Source organism: Pseudomonas sp. P39-UII1 (assembly GCF_039672635.1).
Taxonomy (GTDB): Bacteria; Pseudomonadota; Gammaproteobacteria; order Pseudomonadales; family Pseudomonadaceae; genus Aquipseudomonas.
In genome coordinates this window covers 97174-120404 of sequence record NZ_JBDFPP010000008.1, presented here as the reverse complement: position 1 = coordinate 120404, position 23231 = coordinate 97174, and the positions used below count along the sequence as shown (strand labels likewise).

The following is a 23231-nucleotide window of genomic DNA, read 5'->3' as shown; positions in this document are numbered from 1 at the left end:
CGTCCTCAAACCGGCATCTGCATGATGTCTTGGTACGCCTGGACCAGCTTGTTGCGTACCTGGGTCAGCGCCTGCATCGAAACGCTGGCTTTCTGCGAAGCAATCATCACGTCGGTGAGGTCGACACCGCTCTTGCCGATTTCGAAGGCATTGGCGAGCTGGGTCGACGCCTGCTGGGTTTCATGGACCTTGCCGATGGCCTGGCCAAGCATGTCGGCAAAGCTGCTCTGGCCAGGCGCCAGTTCAGGCGCAGCAGTGGCTTTGGGCAACGACATGGCATCGGCCTGCATGGCCCGCATGTCCAGCATCAGACGATTGAATTCAACACCTTGGCTCATGACCTTCTCTCTCCGGCGGCCGCATTTTTTTGACACTCATGCGGCGGATAGCCCTGAGCTAGCAACAAGAGTGCCAGCCCGCCCCGCGATCGGTTAATTCAATGCATCAGCCGTACAGGCTGGCTTCCACATCAAGCCCCGCATCGCGCATTTGCGCCAGCTTGTAGCGCAGGGTTCGGGGGCTGATACCCAGGCGCTCGGCAGCCTCCTTGCGGCGGCCGCGCTCGGCACGCAGGGTGTCGATGATCATCTGGAATTCATGGCGGCGCATGTCATCACCCAGGCCAGCGGAATCACCTGCATCCTCGACCACCGCAGGCGTGACCGCGGCGGGCGCAACCGCCGACAACGGAATGGCGCCGGCCAGACAAAAATCTGCCGCCTCGACCACCCCGCCCTGCTGCAGGATCAACGCACGCTGCAAGGCGTTATCCAGTTCGCGCACGTTGCCCGGCCAGGCATAGGCCTGCAGGCAGGCCTGCGCCGCAGCCGAAAGGCGCACAGGTGCGTGCTTCATCTTCTCCACATGCCGCGCCAGCAAGCGCTCGGCCAGCGGCAGAATATCGCCACTGCGTTCACGCAGCGGCTGCCAGGCCAGGGGGAAGACCGAAAGGCGGTAGTACAGGTCTTCGCGGAAGCGCCCCGCCGCCACCTCGCCAGCCATGTCGCGGTTGGTGGTGGCCAGCACGCGAATATCCAGGGCAATCGGCTTGCGCCCACCTACCCGCTCAACCTCACGCTCCTGCAGCACGCGCAGCAGCTTGGCCTGCAGGCCGAGGGGCATTTCGGAAATCTCGTCGAGCAGCAAGGTACCGCCTTCGGCCTGCTCGAATTTGCCGGCCTGCGCGGCAATGGCACCGGTGAAGGCGCCCTTCTCGTGGCCGAACAACGTGGCCTCGAGCATGTTGTCAGGGATCGCCGCGCAGTTGATGGCAACGAACGGCTGCGTGGCGCGTGGCGACTGCTGGTGAATGTAGCGCGCCAGGACTTCCTTGCCCGTGCCCGATTCACCCGAGATAAGCACGGTCGAATCGCTGCGTGCGACCCGTGCGGCCAGCTCCAGCAACTGTCGGCTGGCCGGCTCGCAGGCCACCGGCCCCTCGTCGTCGGATGCGCCCAGGCGCCCGGCGGCGTGGCGCTCGACCAGGCTCAAAAGGGCCTTGGGCTCGAAAGGCTTGACCAGATAATCGGCAGCGCCCTGGCGCATGGCCTCCACCGCGCGCTCCACGGCAGCATGGGCGGTCATCAGCAGTACCGGCAAGTGCGGGTGGTGGCGGCGCAGCCGGGCCAGCAACTGGTGCCCGTCCATGCCCGGCATGTTCACGTCACTGACCACCAGGCTGTACGCGTCGTCGTCCACAGCCTGCAACGCCTCCTCGGCACTGCCCACGGCATGATAGGCAAAGCCGCCGATTTCCAGGGTGTCGCCCAACGCCTGGCGCAATACGCGGTCATCCTCGACCAGCAGCACCTTGATGACCATTACAGCGCCTCCGTCTGGCCGCCGATCAGCGGCAACTCAACCGTCACACAGGTGCCACGCCCCACCTTCGAACGCAACCGCAGCGTGCCCTGGTGCGCACGCACCACGGCTTTGACCACAGCCAGGCCCAGCCCGGTGCCGGTGGCCTTGGTGGTCAGAAAGGGTTCACCCAGCCGCCCCAGCAGATCGGCATCGATACCGCTGCCGGCGTCGCTGACGCACAAATGCAGGGTGTGCTCGCGGCGGAACAGGTGCACCTTGAGCCGGGCCGGGCCATCGCTGGCCTGCAGGGCATTCTCGACCAGGTTGAGCAAGGCACCGACCAGGGTGTCGCGGTTGCACAGCAGCTCACCCAGGCGGCTGTCGCACTGCCAGCGCACGGCGTGCCCCTGAACATGGGGCTGGGCAGCCTGCTGCAACGCCTGGAACAGGCTCTTGGGGGTCAAGCGGTCACCCAGCGGCAGCTCGCCGCGGGCGAATACCAGCATGTCGCGCACCTGATGCTCCAGTTCGTGCAGGCGCTCCTTGAGGCTGCCAGCGAACCGCTGGCGGGTTTCTGGCGCAAGCTCGCGTTCGCTATCGGCCAGGTGGCTGGCATAGAGCATGGCCGCCGACAGCGGCGTACGGATTTGGTGGGCCAGCGAGGCGACCATGCGCCCCAACGACGACAGGCGCTCATGGCGTGCCAACTGGTCCTGCAGGCGACGGGTTTCAGTCAGGTCATTGAGCAGCACCAGCTGGCCGGGTTCGGCATCCAGCGAACGGGTGGCGATGGACAGGCGCCGGCCGTCGCGCAGCGATACCTCATGCCCGTCATCCTTGCGCGGCGCAAAGCTGCGGGCGATCACCTGGCGCCACAGCTGGCCGAGCAAGGGCTCACCGAGCAGCTCGCAGGCCGCCGGGTTGGCTTCGCGCACCAGGCCCTGACCATCGATCACGATCACACCACCGGGCAGCAGGTCGAGCAGGTTCTGCAGGCGATTGGCCAGGCGCTCCTTCTCGTTCAGCTCGGCCATGCGCTGGGCGCCGACCACCGCCAGCTCACCTTTCAGCTCGCTGACGCGGGCTTCGAGCATGCTGTAGGACTGGTTGAGCTGGGTGGATACCTGGTTGAACAGGGCGAATGCCTGCTCCAGCCCCTGTCGACTCTCCTGTTCGACCGGGGTACGCCCCTGCGGATCAGGGACTCGGGAAAAGTGGGCGGCCTGGGGCATCGTGCTCTCTCGCGTGGCTGACCGTCATAAAAACGGTGTGGTGCCAGCGGTGTAGCAATAGCCGTGCCGGGGATGGGGGTTTTAGCTTTCGGGGGATTGGGCGCTTGTCTTGAGGGTTGCAGTGATGCGCAGATCGAGCGCCGCGCGGGCGGCGCGAAGCGCTTGCCTTGGGATCTTCAGCGCCTTTGAGATCGAGCGCCGCCCGCGCGGCGCATCGCGAAGTGCTTGCCTTGGGATCTTTAGCGCCTTTGAGACCGAGCGCCGCCCGCGCGGCGCTTCGCGGGGCAAGCCCGCTCCCACATTTGTTGCAACGTGCCATGGCCTGATAGGCCATAGTTGCCAGCCTTGTTAGCACGACGAGGTTTTTCGGCTGGCACTGCTGCCGCCTCACCTGTCTTCAGTCATGCGCCAAGGCGGACAACCATGGCCTGACTGGAACGGCGCGTTGCAACAAATGTAGGAGCGGGCTTGCCCGCGATGCGCCGCGCGGGCGGCGCTCGATCTCAAGGGCGCCACACCCCTCACGACATGCTCCGCCAGCCCCAACGCAACCCCAACGCAACCCCAACTCACCCCTCGCCAGGCGTCACCACCACCGTACAGGTCGTCCCCGCCGCCAGCAAAAACCCATCTGGCACTTCATCGATGTGTATCCGCACCGGCACCCGCTGCGCCAACCGCACCCAGTTGAACGTCGGGTTCACATCGGCAATCAACTCGCGGCTTTGCGGGTTGTCGCGGTCGTAGATGCCGCGGGCAATGCTCTCCACGTGCCCCTTGATGCGCTCGCCGCTCATCATCTGCAGCTCGGCCTGGTCACCCACCTTCACGTGGGGCAACTTGGTCTCTTCGAAGAAGCCGTACACCCAGAATGAATGCTCGTCGACCACAGCCATCACCGCTTCACCGGTGCGGGCATAGTCGCCCTTGTGGATGTTCAGGTTGGTCACGTAGCCATCGACCGTGGCGACGATATGGGTGCGCTTGAGATTCAGCTCGGCCGCCGCCAGTTCGGCCTGGGCCTGTTGGTAATCGGCCAGCGCAGCGTTGGCGATGTTGCTGGCGTCGTCGCGGTTCTCCTTGGAGATCACCAGGTTGTCCATGTCGGCGCGGCGCCGGGCGTTGACCTTGCGCATTTCCCAGGTGGCCTTGCGCGAGGCGACCAGCGCCTTGGCCTGGTTGACCGCCAATTGGTAATGCTCGGGGTCGATCTGGATCAACAGGTCGCCCTTCTTCACCCGCTGGTTGTCCTTGACCGGTACGTCCACCACATAACCGGGTACGTCGGCGGCAACGTTGATGATGTCGGCCCGCACCCGGCCGTCACGGGTCCACGGTGTGGTCATGTAATGCAGCCACAACTGGCGGCCGATCACCACGGCAGCGGTCAGCACCAGCAAGGTGGCGATCAGGCTGAAGAACTTTTTCATCGAAGGATTCTCACCAGTAGAGCGACAGCGCCAGGGCGCCGAACAGGCAGACGAACAGGGAAAGGCGCAGCAGCGCCGGGTGCCAGAAGAAGCGATAGCCATCATGGCTGGCGATGAACCGGTCCAACCCCCAGGCCAGGCCCAGGGCGAACAGGAACATCAGGGTCATGGTGGGCATGTACACGCCATGGAAAGCGATCTCACGGGGCATGGTGCAGTCCTTTCGCTGGGGCCAGTGGCGACTGTGGGTCGAGCAGGGAGGAACGGATGAAGTGCAGGTAGCTTTGCGCGCGGCGCAGCACCGAGGTGTCGAAGTGCCGGGCGAAGGGTTCGTCGGTGGCCTGCACGCGGCTGATGGCGTGGTCCACCGCCACCAGCGCGCGCTCGTGGTTGCTGGCGCTGGGCTGCAGGAACAGCCGCGCCAGGGCACGGCCCATGACGCGGATGGCCTGGCGCCAGGGCTGCGACTCGGCATAGGCCGGGTGCACCGGGGCACGGGCCTGCTCCTTGCGCAGCTCGATGATCGCATGGCCGATTTCCAGCACGGTGAACATCCAGCCCATCAGTTCGCTCTGCACCTGTGGCTTGCCGGCGGCCAGGCCATAGGCCTGGTGCAGCAGGTCGCGGGTGCGGCTTTCGAAGGCCGAGCCCAGGCCACGCAGGCGCCCGCTGATGGCGAACAGCACCTGCTCGCGCAGCGCCTGCTCCAGGCGGCTCCACAGCCAGCGGCTGTTGGGCGGCAGGATGATCGCCCCGGCTGCGGCGCAGACGAACATGCCGATGACCATGCCGATGTAATCGTTGATAAAGGTGTAGGGGTCGTAGACCGTCAGGTTGTTGGGCACCGAACCGATGGCGAAGAACACCAGCAGGCCAATACCGTAACCCGCGTAAGCCGGCCGCGACGACAGGAACGCGCCGAGCACGAACACCGGCGCCAGCACCATGCACAGCAGCGGGAAGCCGTCGATCCAGGGGAACACGAAGAAGGTTTCGAAAAACCCGATGAAGGCACCGATGGCCGTGCCGCACGCCATCTGGAACGACATGCGCTTGGGGTTCGGCGAGGCCGCCGACAGGCCTACGGTGACGGTGGCGATCAAGGTCATCATCGCGCCACTGGGCCAGTCGCTGAGTAGCCAGTAGCTGCCCAGCAGCAACAATACCGCCGAGGCGCGCACACCGGCGGCCAGCGACACCAGCCAGCTGGTCTGGGCCACGTAAGGCTCGTCCCACTGCTCGCGCTCATGCTTGTGTGCGGCCAGCGAGGCATGGGTTTCGGCGTAGCTGTACATCTCGTCGACGAAGCGATAAAGCAGCTCGAAGGCGGTATGGAAGTCGAGCAGGTCGGCCTCGCTGGGCGCGGTTTGCAGGTACGCGTTGCGCAGGCCGCGCACCTGCGATTGCAGGCCCTCTTTGTAGGCAGCCAGCTCCAGCGTGAGGCGCAACGCGTCGGCATCGGTGAGTGCCCGCCCGACATACGGCTGCAGCAGCTCGACCAAGGTATTGAGCCCCGGCTCGATGGCCCCGACGATCTGCAGCGGGCCACGGGCGCGCAGGCGTTCCAGCAAGCGGTGCAAGGCGTTGAAGCGCGTGGTGATGGCCATGAACTCGCTGTTCATGCGCACCAGCCGGCCCGAGCGCCGGCGCATGTGCGGGTCTTCGAACGCCGTCACGTTGCGCAGGCTTTCAAGGCCAACGGCCTCGGCAACGAAACGCACGTTGCTGGTTTCGAAGCGGTCGCGCTGGCTGTCGCCGCGCAAGGCTTCAACCACCACCCCGGCGAATATGCCAAAGCGCTGGTACAACGCGTTGCGCATGGCCGCACTGGCCGATTGCGGCAGGATGGCAGCACTGACGAAGGTCGAGACCAGAATGCCCAAAGCAATCTCCAGCACCCGCCATACAGCCGCCATGAACGCCTGATCAGGGTGTTGCAGCACCGGCAGGCCGATCATCGCCGCGGTGTAACCGGCCAGCACGAAGCCGTAGGCGCGGAACGTGCGGTAGCGCATGGCGCCCGCCGAGCACAGGCCCACCCACAGCGCCAGGCTGGGCAGGAACAGCTCGGTGTTCTGCGGAAAGAGCGCAATCAGCGCAACCATCATCGCCGAGCCTGCCAGGGTGCCGAGCACCCGGTAGAAGCTCTTGGCGAACACGTGGCCGCTTTGCGGCTGCATGACGATGAACACGGTGATCATCGCCGTGCGCGGTTGCGGCAGCTCCAGGCGCATGGCCAGCCACAGGGTGATGAACGCGGCGGCCAGCACCTTGAAGATGTAGACCCAGGTCACCCCGTCGGTGCGCGCCCAGGCAAAGAAGCCCCGGCGCCATTCCAGGCTGTGCAGCCAGCGCAGCGGCAGGCTCGATGTGCTCATTCGGCGTGTTCCGCCTTGCGGTCGAAGATGGCCAGGGTGGCCGGGGTTTTCGGCGCGGCCTGGCGCCCGTCCTCAGGCACATCCTTGCCGGCCTGCAGGCCGCCACCCAGTGCGGTCACCAGCTCGGCGTGGGCAATCAGGCGCGCGGCCTGCACTTGCTGTTGCACCTGCTGCTGGCGGAACAGCAAGGTCTGTGCGTTGAGCACGTTGAGGTAATCGGTGAGCCCGCGCTGGAAGGCGACCGTGGCGATGTCGTAGGTTTTTTGCGCGGCGGCCACCGATTCGGCGGCGAAATGCGCCTGCTGCTTCATCGACTCGCGGCGGATCAACTGGTCGGAGATGTTTTTCAACGCGCCGATCACGGTCTGGTTGTACCGCGCCACGGCCACGTCATAGCCCGCTGAGGCCACGCCCAGTTGCGAGCGCAGGCGACCACCGTCGAAGATCGGCAGGCTGATGGCCGGGCCGACGTTGTAGTTGAACTTGCGCCCGGTGAGGAATTCCAGCGGCCCGCCGCCGGTGGCCATGAAGCCGAGGCTGCCGACCAGATCGACGTTGGGGAAGAAGCCGGCGTGAGCGACGTCGATGCCCCGCGCCTGGGCAGCCACCTGCCAGCGGCTGGCGACCACGTCGGGGCGCTGGCCGACCAGTTCGGCGGGCATGGCCGACGGCAGTTTCAGCGGCGCTGCAAGTGCCAGACCAGGGCGCTGGATCTGTGCGCCCTCCCCTGGCCCCTTGCCCGCCAGCGCCGCCAGTTGGTTGCGGGTCAGGGCGATTTCTTCATCGAGGCTGTCGAGCTGGCGGTGGGTTTCAGGCAGTGGCGCTTCGGCCTGGCTGACCTCGAAATGGGTGCCGATGCCGCCGTCGAGGCGGCGCTTGGCCAATGCCAGGATCTGTTCCTGCTGCTCAAGCTCTGCCTTGACGATGTCACGCTGGGCGAAGTGCAGGCTCAACTGAATGTAGGTGCGCACCACGTTGTTCTGCAGCTCGAGCTGCGCCTGGCGCGCTTCGGCGACGCTCATGTGCGCCTGGTCCACGGCCTGTTCGCTGGCGTTACGCTCGCGGCCCCAGAGGTCGAGGGCATAGCTGAAGCCAATGGCGGCGTTGTTGTCCCAGGTGTTGGCACCCGACAGCGCGCCAGGGCCGTAGAACTGATCTTCTGGCCAGTTGTGGCGCTTGAGCGTTGCCTGGCCGTTGGCCTGGAGTTTTTCTGCCGACTCGACCACACCGGCCATGGCCTTGGCCTCGCGCACCCTCGCCGCCGCCATGGCCAGGCTTGGGCTGCCGGCCACGGCCAGGGCAAGCCACCGGTCCAGTTGCGGGTCGCCATAAGCGTGCCACCACTGTTGGTCGGGCCAGCGGGCGTCGCTGGCGGCTTCGCGAATGGCCGCGTCGGTGGTCAAGGTATTGGCTGGCAGCGTCTTGCTTTGCGGGGCAATACCCCAGGTTCCGATACAGCCGCTCAAGGTGAGGCTAAGGGCACAGGCACTGAACGCTTGAAGCGTTCTGATGATGCGACGCGGCACAGCTGCGATTTCCCGAGGATGAGGTGGAGGGGCCGAGCAATTCTAGGGGGCCGCTGCACTGGCGATAAGCGCAGATTCCTGCGAATCTTTGTTACCGAAACAGCGATAATCCGGCTTTGGTCGAAGGCACATTTAAGTTACTTCGTGACACAATTTCGTCCTCTACCTTGAGAGTGACCCATGGACACCCTGCAAAACATGCGTGCTTTCAGTTGCGTAGCCCAGCTCGGCAGTTTCACTGCCGCCGCGGCGCAACTGGACACGACCACCGCGAACGTGTCGCGGGCGGTCTCCAACCTGGAAGCCCATCTGCAAACCCGGCTGCTCAACCGTACTACCCGGCGCATCGCCCTGACCGAGGCGGGCAAGCGTTACCTGATGCGCTGCGAACAGATTCTTACCTACGTCGAAGAAGCCGAGGCTGAGGCCAGCGACGCCCATGCCCGGCCTGCCGGGCAGTTGAAGGTGCACTCGATGACCGGGGTCGGCCAGCATTTCGTGGTCGACGCCATCGCCCGTTACCGCGAATCGCACCCGGACGTGACGTTCGACCTGACCATGGCCAACCGCGTACCGGACCTGCTCGACGAGGGCTACGACGTGTCCATCGTGCTCGCCACCGAGCTGCCGGACTCGGGCTTTGTCTCGCAGCGGCTGGGCATCACCTACAGCATCGTCTGCGCCTCCCCGGAGTACGTGGCCAAGCATGGTTTCGCGCACAAGCCGATCGACCTGCTCAAGCATGCCTGCCTGCGCATGGTCAGCCCGGTGATCCCGCTGGAGAAGTGGCTGTTCGACGGCCCGGAGGGCCAGGAATTGGTCAACATCACCAGCTCGCCGTTCCAGGTCAACTCGGCCGACGCGATGAAAACGGCGATCCGCTGCGGCATGGGCATGGGTGTGCTGCCGATCTACTCGGCCATCGATGGCTTGCGTGATGGCAGCCTGGTGCGGGTGATGCCGGACTACCGGCTGCAGGAGCTGAACCTGTATGCGATCTACCCGTCGCGCCAGTACCTGGATGCCAAGATCAAGACCTGGGTCGAGTACCTGCGCAACTCGTTGCCAGAAATCCTCGCCGCCCATGAGGCGGACCTGAAAACCCACGAGTTGCTGATCGCCACCTGAAAAAGCTGCTGCAGTGCGCGGGTGGACAATGGTAGGTTGCTAATCAATGCCGGCCCTTTCGCGGGGCAAGCCCGCTCCCACAGGTTTTAACAGTGTACCTGTGGCAGCGGGCTTGCCCCGCGAAGAGGCCTTAACTGACCCACCACCGCCCTGAGAAGTAGCCCGATGAAAAAGACCGTCCTGGCCTTCAGCCGTATCACCCCGGCCATGGCCGAGCGCCTGCAGCAAGACTTCAACGTGATCGTGCCGAACCCCAAGCTCGGCGACATCAGCGCCCAGTTCAATGAAGCATTGCCCGAAGCCCACGGCCTGATCGGCGCGGGGCGCAAGCTTGGCCGCGCCCAGCTTGAAGGCGCGGCGAAGCTGGAAGTGGTATCGAGCGTGTCGGTCGGCTATGACAACTACGACGTCGACTACTTCAACGAACGCGGCATTGCCCTGACCAACACCCCCGACGTGCTCACCGAGAGCACCGCCGACCTTGGCTTCTCGCTGATCATGGGCTGCGCCCGCCGCACCGCCGAGCTGGACGCCTGGACCAAGGCCGGGCAGTGGCAAGCCACAGTCGGCCCGGCGCACTTCGGCAGCGATGTGCACGGCAAGACCCTGGGCATCGTCGGCCTGGGCAACATCGGCGCGGCCGTCGCCCGCCGTGGCCGCTTCGGTTTCAACATGTCGGTGCTGTATGCCGGCAACAGCCGCAAGGCGGCGCTGGAGCAGGAACTGGGCGCGCAGTACCGCAGCCTTGAGCAGCTGTTGGCCGAGTCCGATTTCGTCTGCATCGTGGTGCCGCTGTCTGACGCAACCCGCAAACTGATCGGTGCTCGCGAACTGCAGCTGATGAAACCGAGCGCCTTCCTGATCAACATCGCCCGTGGCCCGGTGGTCGACGAAGCGGCGCTGGTCGAGGCACTGCAGAACGGCACCATTCGCGGCGCCGGCCTGGATGTGTACGAGAAAGAGCCGTTGAGCGACTCGCCGCTGTTCAAGCTGCCCAATGCACTGACCCTGCCACACATCGGCTCGGCCACCGCCGAAACCCGCGAGGCCATGGCCAACCGGGCGATGGGCAACCTGCGCGCGGCGCTGCTGGGTGAGCGGCCGCAGGACCTGGTGAACCCGCAGGTGTGGAAGGGCTGAGCCCCAGCCTAGCGCGCCAACACCATTGCCGGCTTGACCTTCGGCTTGCGAAACACCAGCACATTGCCCGCCATCACCGCGACCAGCCCCAGCAACGCTGGGGCAGTCCATTGGTAGCCCTCGGCAAACGCCGATACGTTCAGCGCCACCAGCGGGAACAACACCGTGCAATACGCCGCCCGCTCGGGCCCCATGCGCCCGACCAAGGTCAGGTAAGCGGTAAAGCCGATCACCGAGCCTGGAATGACCAGGTACATCAGCGAACCGATGTAGCGCGTGTTCCACTCCATGGCGAAAGGAATACCGCTGACCACGCAATACCCCGCCAGCATCGCAGCACCATAAGCCATGCCCCAGGCATTGGTGGTCATCGGTTTGAGCCCGGCCCTCTGCTGCATGCTCGACAGCATGTTGCCCGCCGAGAAACACAGCGTGCCGAGCAGGGCCAGGCCCAGGCCATACAGGGTTTCGCGGCTGGCTGCATGGTGTGAAAGCTCCGGCCAGAACAGCAGGCCCAGGCCCAGCAGGCCGAGCGCGCCACCCCCGAGCACATTGCTGGCGATCCTTTGGCCGAAAAAGACCCGTGCATTCAGCGCATTCCACAGTGTCGCGGTAGAGAACACCACGGCGATCAGGCCACTGGCGATCCACTGGCTGGCGGTGAGGAAGCACATGAAGTTGACGCAGAACAGGCACAGGCCCTGGGCCAGGCAGATCAGGTGACCGCGGCGGTTCATCGGTTGCAGGCGGCGGGTGAGCAGCAGGATGGCGAACAGGATCAGGCCGGCCAGCGCAAAGCGGTAGACGATCGAAACCGCAATGGCGACCACGCCCAGCTGCAGTTTGAGGGCGATCCAGGTGGTGCCCCAGATCAGGACGGTGAGCAGGTACAGGGACAGGTTCATGCGGTTGGCTCCAGAGGGGTTCAATCATGGGGCCGCCTTGCGGCCCATCGCTGGCAAGCCAGCTCCCACACGTACTGCGCAAACCTCGAGGAGGGCGCTGAATCTGTAGGAGCTGGCTTGCCGGCGATCGAGGGCGCAGCCCTCGCCAGCGCCATCAGTGTCTGCCCAAGCCACAACGGCGCACTTGCACAAACTTGCGCTTTTCCATCTCAGCTAGCTGTCACCGCCCCACAAGCGCAGTACGATGGCCCCCAGAGGAGCCGCCCATGACCCCACTCAGCCAGTTGCAAGTGTTCAACGCCATGCACGCCTCGCCCCACGCGCGGCTGGAGCTGAGCGCGCAGCTGGGCGATGGCCTGGCGGCGGCGTTGTGGCGCAACCGCGATGATGCCCGCGACTATCAGGCGCCCAGCCATCACACCCTGTCTTGCTACATTGCCGACGGCACTGGCACCTTTCGCCGCCAGCGCCCCGCCGACAAGGGCGCGCCGAACAAACTTTGCATCATGCCGGCCGGCCATGAGTCGAACTGGGTGGTCAATGGCGCGATCCGCCTGGCGCACCTCTACATCAGCGAGGCGCAATTCGCCCTGGGCTGCGTGCGCCTGCTCGACCGCGAACCGCGGGAGTTGCAGCTGCAGGAGGCGACGTTCGTCGACGACCCACAGCAGTCGGTGCGCTTTCGTCAGCTGATCACCCTCGACTGGGACGAACCCGGCGAGCGGCTGCTGGCCAGCAGCCTGGCGCACGACATCGTCGACCACGCCGTGCTCAGCCAGGTCGGCCTGCGCCAGGGGTTGCGCTTGAAAGGCGGCCTGGCGCCGAACCTGCGTCGGCAATTGGCGGAGTACGTCGAGGCCCACCTGGACCAGCCCATCACCCTGGGTGAGCTGGCGGTGCGCTGCAACCTCTCCGAATACCACTTCGCGCGCATGTTCCGCACCAGCTTTGGCCTGCCGCCGCACCAGTACCTGCTGGCTCGGCGGCTGCACCGGGCTTGCCAGCTGCTGCGCATGGGGCAGCTGCCGCTGGGCGAGGTTGCCTTGCTGTGCGGGTTTGCCAGTGCCAGCCATTTCAGCAACCGCTTCCGCCAGGCGCTCGGTGCGACACCCGGCGACTATCGCGCAGCATTCCAGGGTTGATGGGGGCCGCTTTGCGGCCCTTTCGCCGGCAAGCCGGCTCCCACAGAGATTTCAGCGCTGCAGACTTTTTGGAAGTTGGCGCAATTCCTGTGGGAGCCGGCTTGCCGGCGAAAGGGCTGCGCAGCAGCCCCTGCAATTCAGAACTCGAAAGTGCTCGACAGGCTCACCTGCCGCGCATCGCCAATGGCGACGAAATACTGGTTCACCGCCGAGCTGTAGTAGACCTTGTCGAACAGGTTCTTGACGTTCAACTGCAGGCGCACGTTGTGTTCGTCGAACTTGGTTTCATAGCTGGCAAAGGCATCGGCGACGGTGTAGCTCGGCAGGTCGAAGGTATTGGTCGCATTGCCCGACCGCTCGCCCACATAGCGCGCCCCCGCACCCAGGCGCAGGCGATCGCCACCGAACAGGCTGCCGAAGTCATACACCGCCGACAACGAGCCACTGTGCCTGGCCACGTTCTGCAGGCGGTTGCCCTTCAGGTCCGGGTCCTTGGTCACCTTGGCGTCGGTGAAGGCGTAGCTGCCGATAAGGCTCCAGCGTTCGCTCAACTGACCGGTAAGGTCAAGCTCCACCCCTCGCGAATTGACCTCGCCGGCGTTGCTGTACACCGTCTCGCCGGTACCGCTGTCGAAGTTGGCGACCAGCACGTTGCGCTTGGTGATGTCGAACAGCGCCAGGGTGCCGGTGAGGCTGCCCGGCATATCCAGCTTGGCACCCAGCTCCCACGACTTGCCCTCCTCGGGCGCCACGGAACCATCCAGCACGACGCCGCCGGTCAGGGGGGCAATGCTGGAGTTGGGCTTGAACGACTCGCTGTAGCTGCCATAGAACGACAGCTGCTCATCGACCTTGTAGACGATGCCGGCATGCGGCACCCAGGCCTGGCCGCTGCTGTCGGTGTTGGCGGTGAACGGGCGGCCGCGGCCGGCGTACTGGTCGTACTGCTGAAAGCGCGCGCCCGCCACCAGAACCCAATGGTCGTCCAGGTGCAGTGCGTCCTGCACGAACAGCGCGTCGGTGCGCAGCTTGTCGGTTTGGTCGCTGTCGCTGGCGCGTACCGTGCTGCCCTCCACTTCCTGGCCGTAAACCGGGTTCACATAGCTGAAGGTGGACGTGGCAGCCTGGCGGATCAGGTCGCCGCGAAACACCTTGCGGTCCTCGTGGTCGATACCAAACAGCAGGTCATGCTGCATGCCCGCCAACGCTACCTTGCCATTGAGGCTGAGGGTGGCGAACTGGTCGCGGCTCATGGCGTTGTGGGTGCCGTCGATACTGCGGGTGAGCGTGCCCTTGGCTTCGTTGACGCCTGTCACGCGGACCTGGCTGGCGTCATAGGTCTCGCGGTTGAAGCTGTAGCCGACATGCACGTTCCAGTCGTCGGCCAACTGGTGGTCGACCTCCAGGCGGTACAAGTCGGAGCGCCCTTCCATGTCGTTGAAGGGTTCATCCAGGCGGCGTGTGGCCGGGATGTCCAACGGGTGGCCATTGCTGCCGAACGCCGTGCCGCGGTCGAACGGGTAAAGAAACTCGCGGTGCTCGTAGGCCACTACCACTTGGGTGTCCTCGCCAAGCCAGGCCAGCGACGGCGCCACCAGCGATTCGCGGTGCACGCCGTAGTTGCGCCAGTAGTCTTCGTCCTCGTGATCGACGATCAAGCGGTAGGCAAAGTTGCTGTCGCCCAGCGCACCGGTGCTATCGAAGCCGCCGCCACTGCCGTTCTTGCCGCTGCCATAGGTCGAGCCGCGTACGGTCAGGGCATTGTACTGCTGCAGTTGCGGGCGCTTGCTGACCACGTTGATGACCCCGCCCGGGTCCTGGATACCGTACAGCAGCGAGGCCGGCCCCTTGAGAACCTCCACCCGCTCGGTGCTGGCATTGAGGCTGCGGCCCTGCACGATCGGCATCCCATCGCGCATGATCGAACCGTCACGGTTGTCGCCAAACCCGCGTTTCATCACAGTGTCGGAAGTACCGCCGAAGTTGTTGCCCTGGGTGATGCCGCTGACATTGGCCAATGCGTCGTCGAGGTTGCGTGGGGCCTGGTCGCGGATCACCTGGGCCGGGACTACGTTGATGGCCTGGGGGATGTCCTGGGACGGGCCCTGGCCCCGCATGATCGAGGCGCTGGCCGGGGGCTGGTAGCTGTAGGCGTCCATCTGCGAGTTCACCGTGGTGGCCTGCAAGTTGAGGGCGCCGGAGGTGTCCACCGGTTCCAGCGTCAAGGTGCGGGCGTCGACGCGGCGCCAGGTCAGGCCGCAATTGCCCAGCAACTGCTGCAGGGCCTGTTCGGCACTGAACCTGCCGTCGAGGGCCGGCGCCTGCACGGCGGGCAGTTCAAGGGTGTAGACCACGCTTTGCCCGCTGGCACGGCTGAAGGCGTTGAGTGCCTGGGCCAGCGGTTGGCTGGGTTGGGCGAAGGTGTGCAGCTGAAGTCGCTCGGCGGCCACGGCACAAGGGGCGGCAGTGATGGCCGCAAGCGCAGAAAGGCCGAGCCAGAGAGGGACGCAACGCGGGGTGAACTTCATGGACGCTGACCTGTGAGAGGGTTATTACTGCGAATGAATCGCACTTCCACCCATTACACGGATGCCACGCCCTGTTACCTCATCCGCTTTTCATGATTTTTTTTAAGAGCCAGCTTGCCGGCGATGAGGCCGGCACAAACACCTACCTGATGACCGTCAGCCGGCCCAGCACCGTCTGCCGCGAAAAGCCCATCACCTTGCCCAGCGAATCCAGTGCCACCAACGGCTCCTGCACCGGGAAGCTGCCACTGACCTTGCGCTGCCCCAGCTCATCACGGAGCAATACTATGCGCCCCGGGTAATAGCGCCGCAGGTCATCGACCACCTGTGCCAGTGGCACCTGGTAGTAGTTGAGCCAGCCCTGGCGCCAGGCCAGGCGGCTGTCGCTGTCCACACGCAGGGTTTCGCCCGCACGGCCTTCGGCATAGGCCAGTTGCTGGTTGGCCGTCAGCTCGCGGGCAGTTTGCCCCGGCGCCGGGGTGACAGCCACGCGCCCGCTGCGCACGGTCACCTGGGCGCCGTCAGCCTGGTCGCGCACTTCGAATTCGGTGCCCAGCACCCGTACCTGGCCGCCCGCAGCGTCTACCACGAAGGGCTCACCGGTGTGCGTGACCTTGAAGAATGCCGCGCCATGCAACAACCGCACATGGCGCTCGCCCTGCTGGAAATCGACCGCGATGGCACTGCCCGCATCCAGCGTCACCTGCGATTGGTCGGCCAGGGTCAGCTGGCGAATCGTGTCGCTACTGCTGAAGTCGGCTTGCAGGTTCTGCAGCCAGTAACCCGGGTGCCAGCCCCCCGCCACACTCACGGCCAGCACCAGGCACGCTGCTGCCACCCAGGCACCGGCGCGACGCCAACGACCATAGGTAGGCGCCGTGGCCATGGCGTCCAGGTAGTGCTGCAGGTTGGCCTGCTCTTCCTCGGCCAGCCGCGCGGCAGGTGCCGCACTCATGCGCCACAGCGCCTGGGCCTGGGCATAGGCCTGGCGATGGCTTGGGTCTGCCAGCAACCAGCGCTTGAACGCCGCGCTGTGCTGCGCCTCGGGCTGCTCGTTGATGCGGCTCAGCCACTGCAGCGCTGCGTGCGACGGGTCGTCGGTAATCACGTCTGGATCGCTCATCGACGGGTGCTCCCTGGCCTGCGCATGGGGGTCGCGGGCTCGGCAACACTGGCCTTGCACGCTTCGAGGGCGCGCATCATATGCTTTTCCACCGCGCTCTGGGACAGTTGCATGGCCTTGGCGATCTCGCCGTACTTGCAGCCGTGAATGCGGTTGAGCAAGAAGATCTGCCGGGTACGCTCCGGCAAGGCACGCAGCGCGGTTTCGATGCGCTGCAAGTCATGGTCGACCTCAAGCGCCTGTTCCGGGGCCTGGGCCGAGCAGGGTTCATCCAGTGGCAATGACGCTTCGGCGACGCGCTCGCGGCTGCCTTGGTTGCGCAGGTGGTCGATGGCCAGGTTGCCGGCGCAACGCAACAGGTAGGTGTCCAGCGCCTCGACCTTGACCTCGGGGCGGCGCCAGAAGCGCAGGAACAGCTCTTGCACCAGGTCGGATGCGGTAGCGCGGCAGCCGACTCGGCGGTTCACCAACGCCTCCATGCGCGCACGCTGGGCCAGGAACACCTGGACGAAACGGGCGCGCGTGCTGTCGCTATCGGGTTCGGTCAAGGCATCACCCGGCAAACACGGCCAACAGCGGGCCCAGCACCAGGCTGAGCGCGGCAAGCCCCAGCAGCAGGCGCGGCTGGTAGGGCAAACCGAAGACCCACAAAGTGACCCCGGCCATCAACACCGCAACCCATTCCACCAGGCCATGGGCCCAGCCCCGCTGGTGCACCGACAGCACCAGCGACACCAGCAGCAACAGCCAGCCTGCCAGGCGCAGGCTGCGCAACTGGCCACGGCCAGGCTTACGCCCGAGCAGGTCGCTGAAGTGTTTTTCCATGGCCAGGCACAAGGCAGCGAACCCGGCAAAACCCATCAGGGCAATACTCAGCATCACTTCACCTCGACCGCTTCAACCGTTGCCTTGGGCGCCCGGGGCGCGCGCTTGGCAACCGGCTTTGGGGCGCGCAGCATCTTCGCTGCAGCCCAGGCCAGGAACGCCCCAGTGCCAAGCGCGGTGAGGTCGAAGCCGGCCATGGCCCAGTCACCGACGGCCAAGGAGTGGTCCAGGCCCTGCCCTGTCGTCAGTGCATTGAGCAACGGCAGCAAGGCGAACGCCAGCGCGCCCAGCCCTAGCTGTTCACCCCAGGCCCTGCGCCCGGGGCGCAACGCAGCGTGCAGCAGTGACAACGCCCACAGCAGGAAGAAGCTGTTGATCTCCCAGTTGGCCCTGCCCTCCAGCCCCACCGGCAGCAGCCGGTTGGCCCAGAAGAAAGCAGCCACGGCCAGCAGCAGGCCGCTCATGCTGGCGATGTTGAGCACCTCGACCAGGCGCAACTCGCCCGGGATGCGCTCGCTTTTGGCATGTTTGAGCTGGCGTTTGCCCAGCCACATCACCAGGCCTGTACCGATCACTGCCGTGCCGGCCACGCCGAACACGAAGTACAACCAACGCAGCCAAGGGCCGGCGTAGTTGCCCATGTGCAGGCCGGCAAAGCTGAAGGAGGTCATCATCGCCGCGCTTTCTGGCGCGCCCTGGTTCAGCAGCGCCCCCGTGGCACCGTCGAAGGTCCAGCTGGCGCTGCGCTTGTAAGCGACGTGATCGGCGGCGGATTGCGTGAAGGTGACGCGGGCATTGAGGTCGCCTGGGTTCTGCACCTGGATGAAACCGATACGCGCACCGGGCACCTGCTCCTGAACCTTGGCATACAGGCGCTCCAGCGGGACCAGCGGGGTGGCGACATTGGCCACCTTGGGCACCTCGTCGCGACCGAACAGGTCATTGAAATAGCCATTGGTGTTGCCCCCGTAGCTGGCCAGAATACCGGCCGGCATCACCATGTACATGAACAGCACCAGGCTGCTGTAGCTGATCATCAGGTGGAACGGCAGCACCAGCACGCCGATGGCGTTATGGCCGTCCAGCCAGGAGCGCTGGCCCTTGCCCGGGCGGAACGTGAAGAACTCCTTGAAAATCTTCTTGTGGGTGATGATGCCGGTCACGAGCCCAAGCAGCATGATGAAGGCGCAGAATGTCGACAGCCAACGGCCCCAGGGGTACGGCATCTGCAGCTCGAAGTGAAAGCGATAGAAGAAGTCGCCGCCGCGGCTGTCGCGCGCCTCCACCGGCTGGCCGCTCTGCGCGTCCAGGCTTTTTCTGACAAACCCCCGGCGCCCGCCTTCAGGGTCGCGCCAGCCCACGCTCAATGCCGCTTCCCGTTCACTCGGCAGGCGGATCATCCAGCTCGCCGAATGCCCGGCGTTGGCTTCCAGGTAGCCCTGGGCCAGGCCCAGGCTGGCGAGCGGGTCGAGCGCATGGCTGCGCAGTTCGGGCTGTGCCCAGTGGCTGATCTCTTCCTTGAAGTACGACAGCGTACCGCTGAGGAAGATGGCGAACAGCAGCCAGCCGAAGATCAGGCCAGTCCAGGTGTGCAGCCAGGCCATCGCCTGGCGGAAGCCTTCCTTCATGGGTTTTTCATCCAGTAGGCGAGCCCATTGACCATTGCCAGTACCAGGCTCGGCAGCAGCACACCGAGCCAGGCCCGCCAGGCGCTGCGGCAGGCGAAGCACCAGATGAACGCCAACAGGTAGAAGACGAACGACAACAGCAAGCCGGTCAGGGTCGCATCGACCTGCGGCATGGGCGCCAGCAGCGCGACGCAGATGCTGACCATCGACGCCAACAGATAACCGCCCAGCAGCGCGGCCAGGCTGCGTGAGATCACGGCCAGGCGGTAGCTGAGCGGGAGGCCGGCGGCGGTGCGCTTCATGGCGGAGGTCCGGGGAAATTCGGGGATGCAATAGTAATGATTTCAATTCTCATAAGCAAAGTCTGAAAGGTCTGTTGCCGAGGCATGAGCATGCCACTACAATGCGAACAATTCTTACTACCAGTTGCGCTAGTTGGCGCCGGAGTATCACGGTGTCCAGCGCCCTCTCTTCCTCGGTCGAAGGTCTTTACCACGCCCACCACACCTGGCTGACCAGCTGGTTGCGCCGTCGCCTGGGCTGCCCGCAGAGCGCTGCCGACCTGGCCCAGGACACCTACGTGCGCTTGCTGCAGGCACGCGAGGCACCGCAACTGGTCGAGCCGCGGGCATTCCTCGCCACCGTGGCCAAGCGCGTGCTGTGCAACCACTTCCGGCGCCAGGAACTGGAGCGCGCCTACCTTGCGGCGCTGGCGCAAACCCCTGAAAACGTAGCGCCGAGCGAAGAACAGAAGGCGATCATCTTTGAAACCCTGCTGGAGCTCGACCGCCTGCTCGACGGCCTGCCGCCCTTGGTCAAACGCGCCTTCCTGATGGCCCAGGTCGATGGCCTTGGCCAGGGCGAAATCGCCCGCGAGCTGGGGGTTTCGCTGGCCACGGTCAAGCGCTACTTGAACAAGGCAGCGCTGCGCTGTTATTTCGCCCTGTGAACACGTCGTTTTCGCCGCAGGTGGCCGAGCAGGCCGTGCACTGGTTGATCGAGTCGCAGGGCGACGACTTCGACGACACCCAGCAACAGGCGCTGCAACACTGGCTACTGGCCGACCACGAGCATCAGCGCGCCTGGGCGCATATCCAGCAGGTCAACCAGCGCTTGCGTGGGGTCGCCTCGCCGGTGGTGCACGCCACGCTGCAGGCGCCGCCCTCCCCCGCACGGCGCCGGGCGCTCAAGGCCCTGCTGCTGCTGGGCGTGGCCAGTGCCGCCGGCTTGGGCCTGCAATCGCATAACCCGTTGCCCGGCCTGATGGCCGACTACCGCAGCCCGGTCGGCCAGCGCCGGCGGATGCAGTTGGACGACGGCAGCCTGCTGCAACTCAATACCCGCAGTGCCGCCGATGTGCGCTTCGATGGCCAGCAGCGCGTGGTAAGGCTGCTGGAAGGAGAACTGGCGCTGGACGTGGCCCGCGACGCCCGCCCCTTGCTGCTGCGCACGGCCGAAGGTGCCCTGCAACTGGACAGCGGGCGTTTCAACGTGCGCGAGTTCGAAGGCTTCAGCCTGGTGTCGGTGTTCAGCGGCAAGGCCAACTTCTCGGGCCAGGCGCTGCTGCCTGGGCAACGGGCGCGGTTCAGCACCAATGGCTGGCAGGCCATTGCTCCGCTGGACAGCAACAGCGGTGCCTGGGTCGACGGCATGCTGGTGGCCTCGCAAATGCGCCTTGGCGATTTTCTGGCCGAGCTTGGGCGTTATCGCCAAGGCCAGTTGGGCTGCAGTGAGCGCGTGGCCGACTTGCGGGTATCCGGTTCGTACCCGCTGAATGACAGTGAGCGGATTCTGCAGATGCTCGAGGTGGCCTTGCCGGTGAAGGTGCGGCGCTTTACCCGCTACTGGGTCACGGTCGAACCGCGGGTCAGTTGAAAAACTTTTCGATTACCTGAGCCATTTCCTGAACCTCGCGTGACAGAGAAGGCAGAACCCCTTCTCACAGGATCCGCCCCATGCCCCTGCGCCCCAGCCCCCTCGTCCACGCCCTGCTGCTCGCCACCAGCCTCGGCCTTGCCTCGCCGGCCCTGCACGCCGCCGAGGCGCGCACCTACCACATCGCCGGCGGCAGCCTGGAAGATGCCCTGAACCAGTTCGGCCGCGAAAGCGGTGCACTGATCTCGTTCGGCTCTCAGCTGACCCAGGGCCTGAACAGCCAAGGGCTGGACGGCCAATACGATGTCACCGAGGGCCTCGACGCGCTGCTGCGTGGCAGCGGCTTGCAGGCAAGGCAAGAGGCCGACAATGCCTTCAGCCTGCAGCCCGTCGATGCCGCCCAGCCGGGTGCTGCCGTAGAGCTCGGCGCTTCGACCGTGGTTGGCGACTGGCTGGGCGAGGCGCAGCAGGACAACGTCTTCGAGCATCCCGGTGCCCGCGACGTGGTGCGCCGGGAGCAATTCGAACGCAGCGGCGCCACCACGGCACGCGAAGTACTCAACCGCATGCCCGGCGTCAACGCCCCGGACAACAACGGCACCGGCAGCCATGACCTGGCCCTGAACTTCGGTATCCGAGGCCTCAACCCGCGCCTGGCTTCGCGCTCGACGGTATTGATGGATGGCATCCCGGTGCCCTTCGCCCCGTATGGCCAACCGCAGCTGTCGCTGGCGCCGATCAGCATGGGCAACATGGACGCGGTGGACGTGGTTCGCGGCGGCGGCGCCGTGCGTTATGGCCCGCAGAACGTCGGCGGCATCGTCAACTTCGTCACCCGTGCCATCCCCGAGCAGGCGACCTTCAAGGCCGCCATGCAAAACCAGGTCAGCCCATCCTCCAGCCAGGACGGGTTGAAGAACAGCGCCAACCTCTTGGTCGGTGGCACCAACGACAATGGCCTGGGCGGGGCGCTGCTGTACTCCGGTGTGCGTGGCGGCGACTGGCGCGAGCACAGCGACACGCAGATCGACGACTTGATCCTCAAGGGCAAGCTGCAACTGGACGAAGCCAACAGCCTGCACGCCATGGCCCAGTACTACGAGGGCGAGGCGGACATGCCGGGCGGCCTGAGCAGCGCTGACTTCGATGCCGACCCCTATCAGTCGACGCGCCTGAAGGACAAGTTCTGGGGCCGCCGTACCCTGTTCAACTTCGGCTACGACTACAAGCAGGACGAGCGCCAGTTCAGCGTCAACAGCTTCTTCACCAAGACCCTGCGCAGCGGTTACCTGGACCAGGGCAGCTTCGTTTCGCTGTCGCCACGCGAGTACTGGGTGCGTGGCATCGAGACGCGCTTTTCGCAAGGCCTGGCCCTGGGCGAGAGCTGGCACGAACTGGGCATCGGCTACCGCTACGTCAACGAAGCCGGCCACGAACTGCGTTTCCGCGAACCGGTCAACGGCAACCTGCCCACCACCGCCAGCCGCAACGACCGCGACACCCGTGGCAGCACCGAAGCCCACGCCATCTACCTGGATGACCGCATCGACATCGGCCGCTGGACCATCACTCCGGGCATCCGCTACGAGATGATCGACTCCGAGCAGAGCAACACGCTCAGCGGCCAGCGTTACCAGGGCAGCTACAACACGGCCTTGCCAGCGTTGAATGTGATGTACCACCTGACCGACAGCTGGAACCTGTACGCCAACACCGAAGGCTCGTTCGGCAGCGTGCAGTACAGCCAGATGCCCAACCGCGTGACCAGTGGCGAGGTGAAGCCCGAGAAAGCGCGAACCTGGGAAGTGGGCACCCGCTACGACAACGGTGACCTGCAGGCCGAGATCGGTGCGTTCCTGATCAACTTCGACAACCAATACGAGAGCAATCAGACCAACGATTCGGTGATCGCCCGCGGCGAGACGCGCCACCAGGGCATCGAGACCAGCGTGCGCTATGCGCTGGATGGTTTGAGCCCGGCGCTGGCCGGTTTCGATGTGCACGCCAGCTATGCCTTCGTTGACGCGACCATCCGCGAAGATGGGCCGAACAAAGGCAATCAGGTGCCGTTCTCTTCGCGCCACAAGGGCACGCTGGGGGTGGGTTATACCGAGGGGCCGTGGCAGCTGAACCTGGATGGCAGCTTCCAGAGCAGCCAGTATGCAGACAACGCCAACACCAGCGCCGAAAGCGCCGACGGCAGCACCGGGCGCATCCCCGGTTACATGCTGGTGAGCACCCGCGCCGGGTATGACTTCGGGCCGCAGCTGTCGAACCTGAAGGTGGCGGTGGGCGTGAAGAACTTGTTCAACCGCGAGTACTACACACGCTCGTTCGATGACAACAACAAGGGCAAGTACGTGGGTGAGCCGCGCACGGTCTATGTGCAGACGTCGGTAGCGTTCTGATCGAATGGCGGGCCGCGTTGCGGCCCTTCATGTGGATTTGCTACAAGAAATTTATTTTCAGAAAGGGCTTGAATTCGTTCCTCGGTTGCCTGACCTTAGAGTCAAGAGGCGAAGAAATTCCAAGGGCCTCAAGGGCCTAGGCACGCCTCCATGCGAGCAA

Annotated in this window: 20 protein-coding genes; 6 read left to right on the top strand and 14 right to left on the bottom strand. The window is 65.2% G+C overall.

What is annotated here, in order from left to right; genetic code table 11:
• Positions 1–5: 5 nt before the first annotated feature.
• The 7 genes from fliE to ABEH27_RS13000 all read right to left on the bottom strand — a co-directional run bounded on the left by fliE (position 6) and on the right by ABEH27_RS13000 (position 8369).
• Complete coding sequence (fliE, locus tag ABEH27_RS13030; protein ID WP_346613980.1) at positions 6–338, bottom strand: flagellar hook-basal body complex protein FliE; 333 nt, start codon at positions 336–338, stop codon at positions 6–8.
• A 106-nt stretch (positions 339–444) separates the two neighbouring features.
• Positions 445–1821, bottom strand: coding sequence for a sigma-54 dependent transcriptional regulator (locus ABEH27_RS13025; protein WP_346613979.1), 1377 nt, complete (start codon positions 1819–1821; stop codon positions 445–447).
• A complete protein-coding gene (locus ABEH27_RS13020; RefSeq protein ID WP_346613978.1) occupies positions 1821–3035 on the bottom strand; it encodes an ATP-binding protein in 1215 nt (404 codons plus the stop codon). The genes ABEH27_RS13025 and ABEH27_RS13020 overlap by 1 nt, the downstream gene beginning before the upstream one ends.
• A 569-nt stretch (positions 3036–3604) precedes the next feature.
• Complete coding sequence (locus ABEH27_RS13015; protein WP_346613977.1) at positions 3605–4465, bottom strand: HlyD family secretion protein; 861 nt, start codon at positions 4463–4465, stop codon at positions 3605–3607.
• 10 nt (positions 4466–4475) lie between these two features.
• Positions 4476–4676, bottom strand: a complete 201-nt coding sequence (locus tag ABEH27_RS13010) for a DUF1656 domain-containing protein (protein ID WP_008097766.1) — start codon at positions 4674–4676, stop codon at positions 4476–4478.
• Positions 4666–6843, bottom strand: coding sequence for an FUSC family protein (locus ABEH27_RS13005; protein WP_346613976.1), 2178 nt, complete (start codon positions 6841–6843; stop codon positions 4666–4668). The genes ABEH27_RS13010 and ABEH27_RS13005 overlap by 11 nt, the downstream gene beginning before the upstream one ends.
• Positions 6840–8369, bottom strand: coding sequence for an efflux transporter outer membrane subunit (locus tag ABEH27_RS13000; RefSeq protein WP_346613975.1), 1530 nt, complete (start codon positions 8367–8369; stop codon positions 6840–6842). Before ABEH27_RS13000 ends, ABEH27_RS13005 begins: the two co-directional genes overlap by 4 nt.
• A gap of 180 nt (positions 8370–8549) precedes the next feature.
• Here ABEH27_RS13000 and ABEH27_RS12995 point away from each other — a divergent pair, with 180 nt between their 5' ends.
• Positions 8550–9497 carry a LysR family transcriptional regulator gene (locus tag ABEH27_RS12995; RefSeq protein WP_346613974.1) on the top strand — a complete coding sequence of 316 codons (948 nt, stop codon included), beginning with the start codon at positions 8550–8552 and terminating at the stop codon, positions 9495–9497.
• A 165-nt stretch (positions 9498–9662) separates the two neighbouring features.
• Positions 9663–10637: a D-glycerate dehydrogenase gene (locus ABEH27_RS12990; RefSeq protein ID WP_346613973.1), complete on the top strand. Its 975-nt coding sequence runs from the start codon at positions 9663–9665 to the stop codon at positions 10635–10637.
• Between the two features lie 8 nt (positions 10638–10645).
• Here ABEH27_RS12990 and ABEH27_RS12985 read toward each other — a convergent pair whose 3' ends face one another.
• Positions 10646–11542: a DMT family transporter gene (locus ABEH27_RS12985; RefSeq protein ID WP_346613972.1), complete on the bottom strand. Its 897-nt coding sequence runs from the start codon at positions 11540–11542 to the stop codon at positions 10646–10648.
• Positions 11543–11808: 266 nt separating this feature from the next.
• Here ABEH27_RS12985 and ABEH27_RS12980 point away from each other — a divergent pair, with 266 nt between their 5' ends.
• Positions 11809–12684, top strand: coding sequence for an AraC family transcriptional regulator (locus tag ABEH27_RS12980; RefSeq protein ID WP_346613971.1), 876 nt, complete (start codon positions 11809–11811; stop codon positions 12682–12684).
• Between the two features lie 137 nt (positions 12685–12821).
• On the opposite strand, the gene ABEH27_RS12975 is transcribed toward ABEH27_RS12980, so the two are convergent.
• The 6 genes from ABEH27_RS12975 to ABEH27_RS12950 all read right to left on the bottom strand — a co-directional run bounded on the left by ABEH27_RS12975 (position 12822) and on the right by ABEH27_RS12950 (position 19090).
• Positions 12822–15212 carry a TonB-dependent receptor gene (locus ABEH27_RS12975; RefSeq protein ID WP_346613970.1) on the bottom strand — a complete coding sequence of 797 codons (2391 nt, stop codon included), beginning with the start codon at positions 15210–15212 and terminating at the stop codon, positions 12822–12824.
• A gap of 142 nt (positions 15213–15354) precedes the next feature.
• Positions 15355–16335, bottom strand: coding sequence for a FecR domain-containing protein (locus ABEH27_RS12970; RefSeq protein WP_346613969.1), 981 nt, complete (start codon positions 16333–16335; stop codon positions 15355–15357).
• Positions 16332–16883: a sigma-70 family RNA polymerase sigma factor gene (locus ABEH27_RS12965; RefSeq protein WP_346613968.1), complete on the bottom strand. Its 552-nt coding sequence runs from the start codon at positions 16881–16883 to the stop codon at positions 16332–16334. The genes ABEH27_RS12970 and ABEH27_RS12965 overlap by 4 nt, the downstream gene beginning before the upstream one ends.
• Before the next feature lie 4 nt (positions 16884–16887).
• Positions 16888–17214, bottom strand: coding sequence for a DUF3325 domain-containing protein (locus tag ABEH27_RS12960; RefSeq protein WP_346613967.1), 327 nt, complete (start codon positions 17212–17214; stop codon positions 16888–16890).
• Positions 17214–18788: a PepSY-associated TM helix domain-containing protein gene (locus ABEH27_RS12955; RefSeq protein WP_346613966.1), complete on the bottom strand. Its 1575-nt coding sequence runs from the start codon at positions 18786–18788 to the stop codon at positions 17214–17216. The genes ABEH27_RS12960 and ABEH27_RS12955 overlap by 1 nt, the downstream gene beginning before the upstream one ends.
• Positions 18785–19090, bottom strand: a complete 306-nt coding sequence (locus tag ABEH27_RS12950; protein ID WP_346613965.1) for a DUF3649 domain-containing protein — start codon at positions 19088–19090, stop codon at positions 18785–18787. Before ABEH27_RS12950 ends, ABEH27_RS12955 begins: the two co-directional genes overlap by 4 nt.
• A gap of 101 nt (positions 19091–19191) precedes the next feature.
• Between ABEH27_RS12950 and ABEH27_RS12945 the strand changes: the two genes are divergently transcribed.
• The 3 genes from ABEH27_RS12945 to fecA all read left to right on the top strand — a co-directional run bounded on the left by ABEH27_RS12945 (position 19192) and on the right by fecA (position 23071).
• Entirely contained in the window at positions 19192–19737 is a 546-nt protein-coding gene (locus tag ABEH27_RS12945) for a sigma-70 family RNA polymerase sigma factor (protein ID WP_346613964.1), read from the top strand.
• Complete coding sequence (locus ABEH27_RS12940) at positions 19734–20663, top strand: FecR family protein (protein ID WP_346613963.1); 930 nt, start codon at positions 19734–19736, stop codon at positions 20661–20663. The genes ABEH27_RS12945 and ABEH27_RS12940 overlap by 4 nt, the downstream gene beginning before the upstream one ends.
• Before the next feature lie 80 nt (positions 20664–20743).
• Complete coding sequence (fecA, locus tag ABEH27_RS12935) at positions 20744–23071, top strand: TonB-dependent Fe(3+) dicitrate receptor FecA (RefSeq protein ID WP_346613962.1); 2328 nt, start codon at positions 20744–20746, stop codon at positions 23069–23071.
• Positions 23072–23231: the final 160 nt, after the last annotated feature.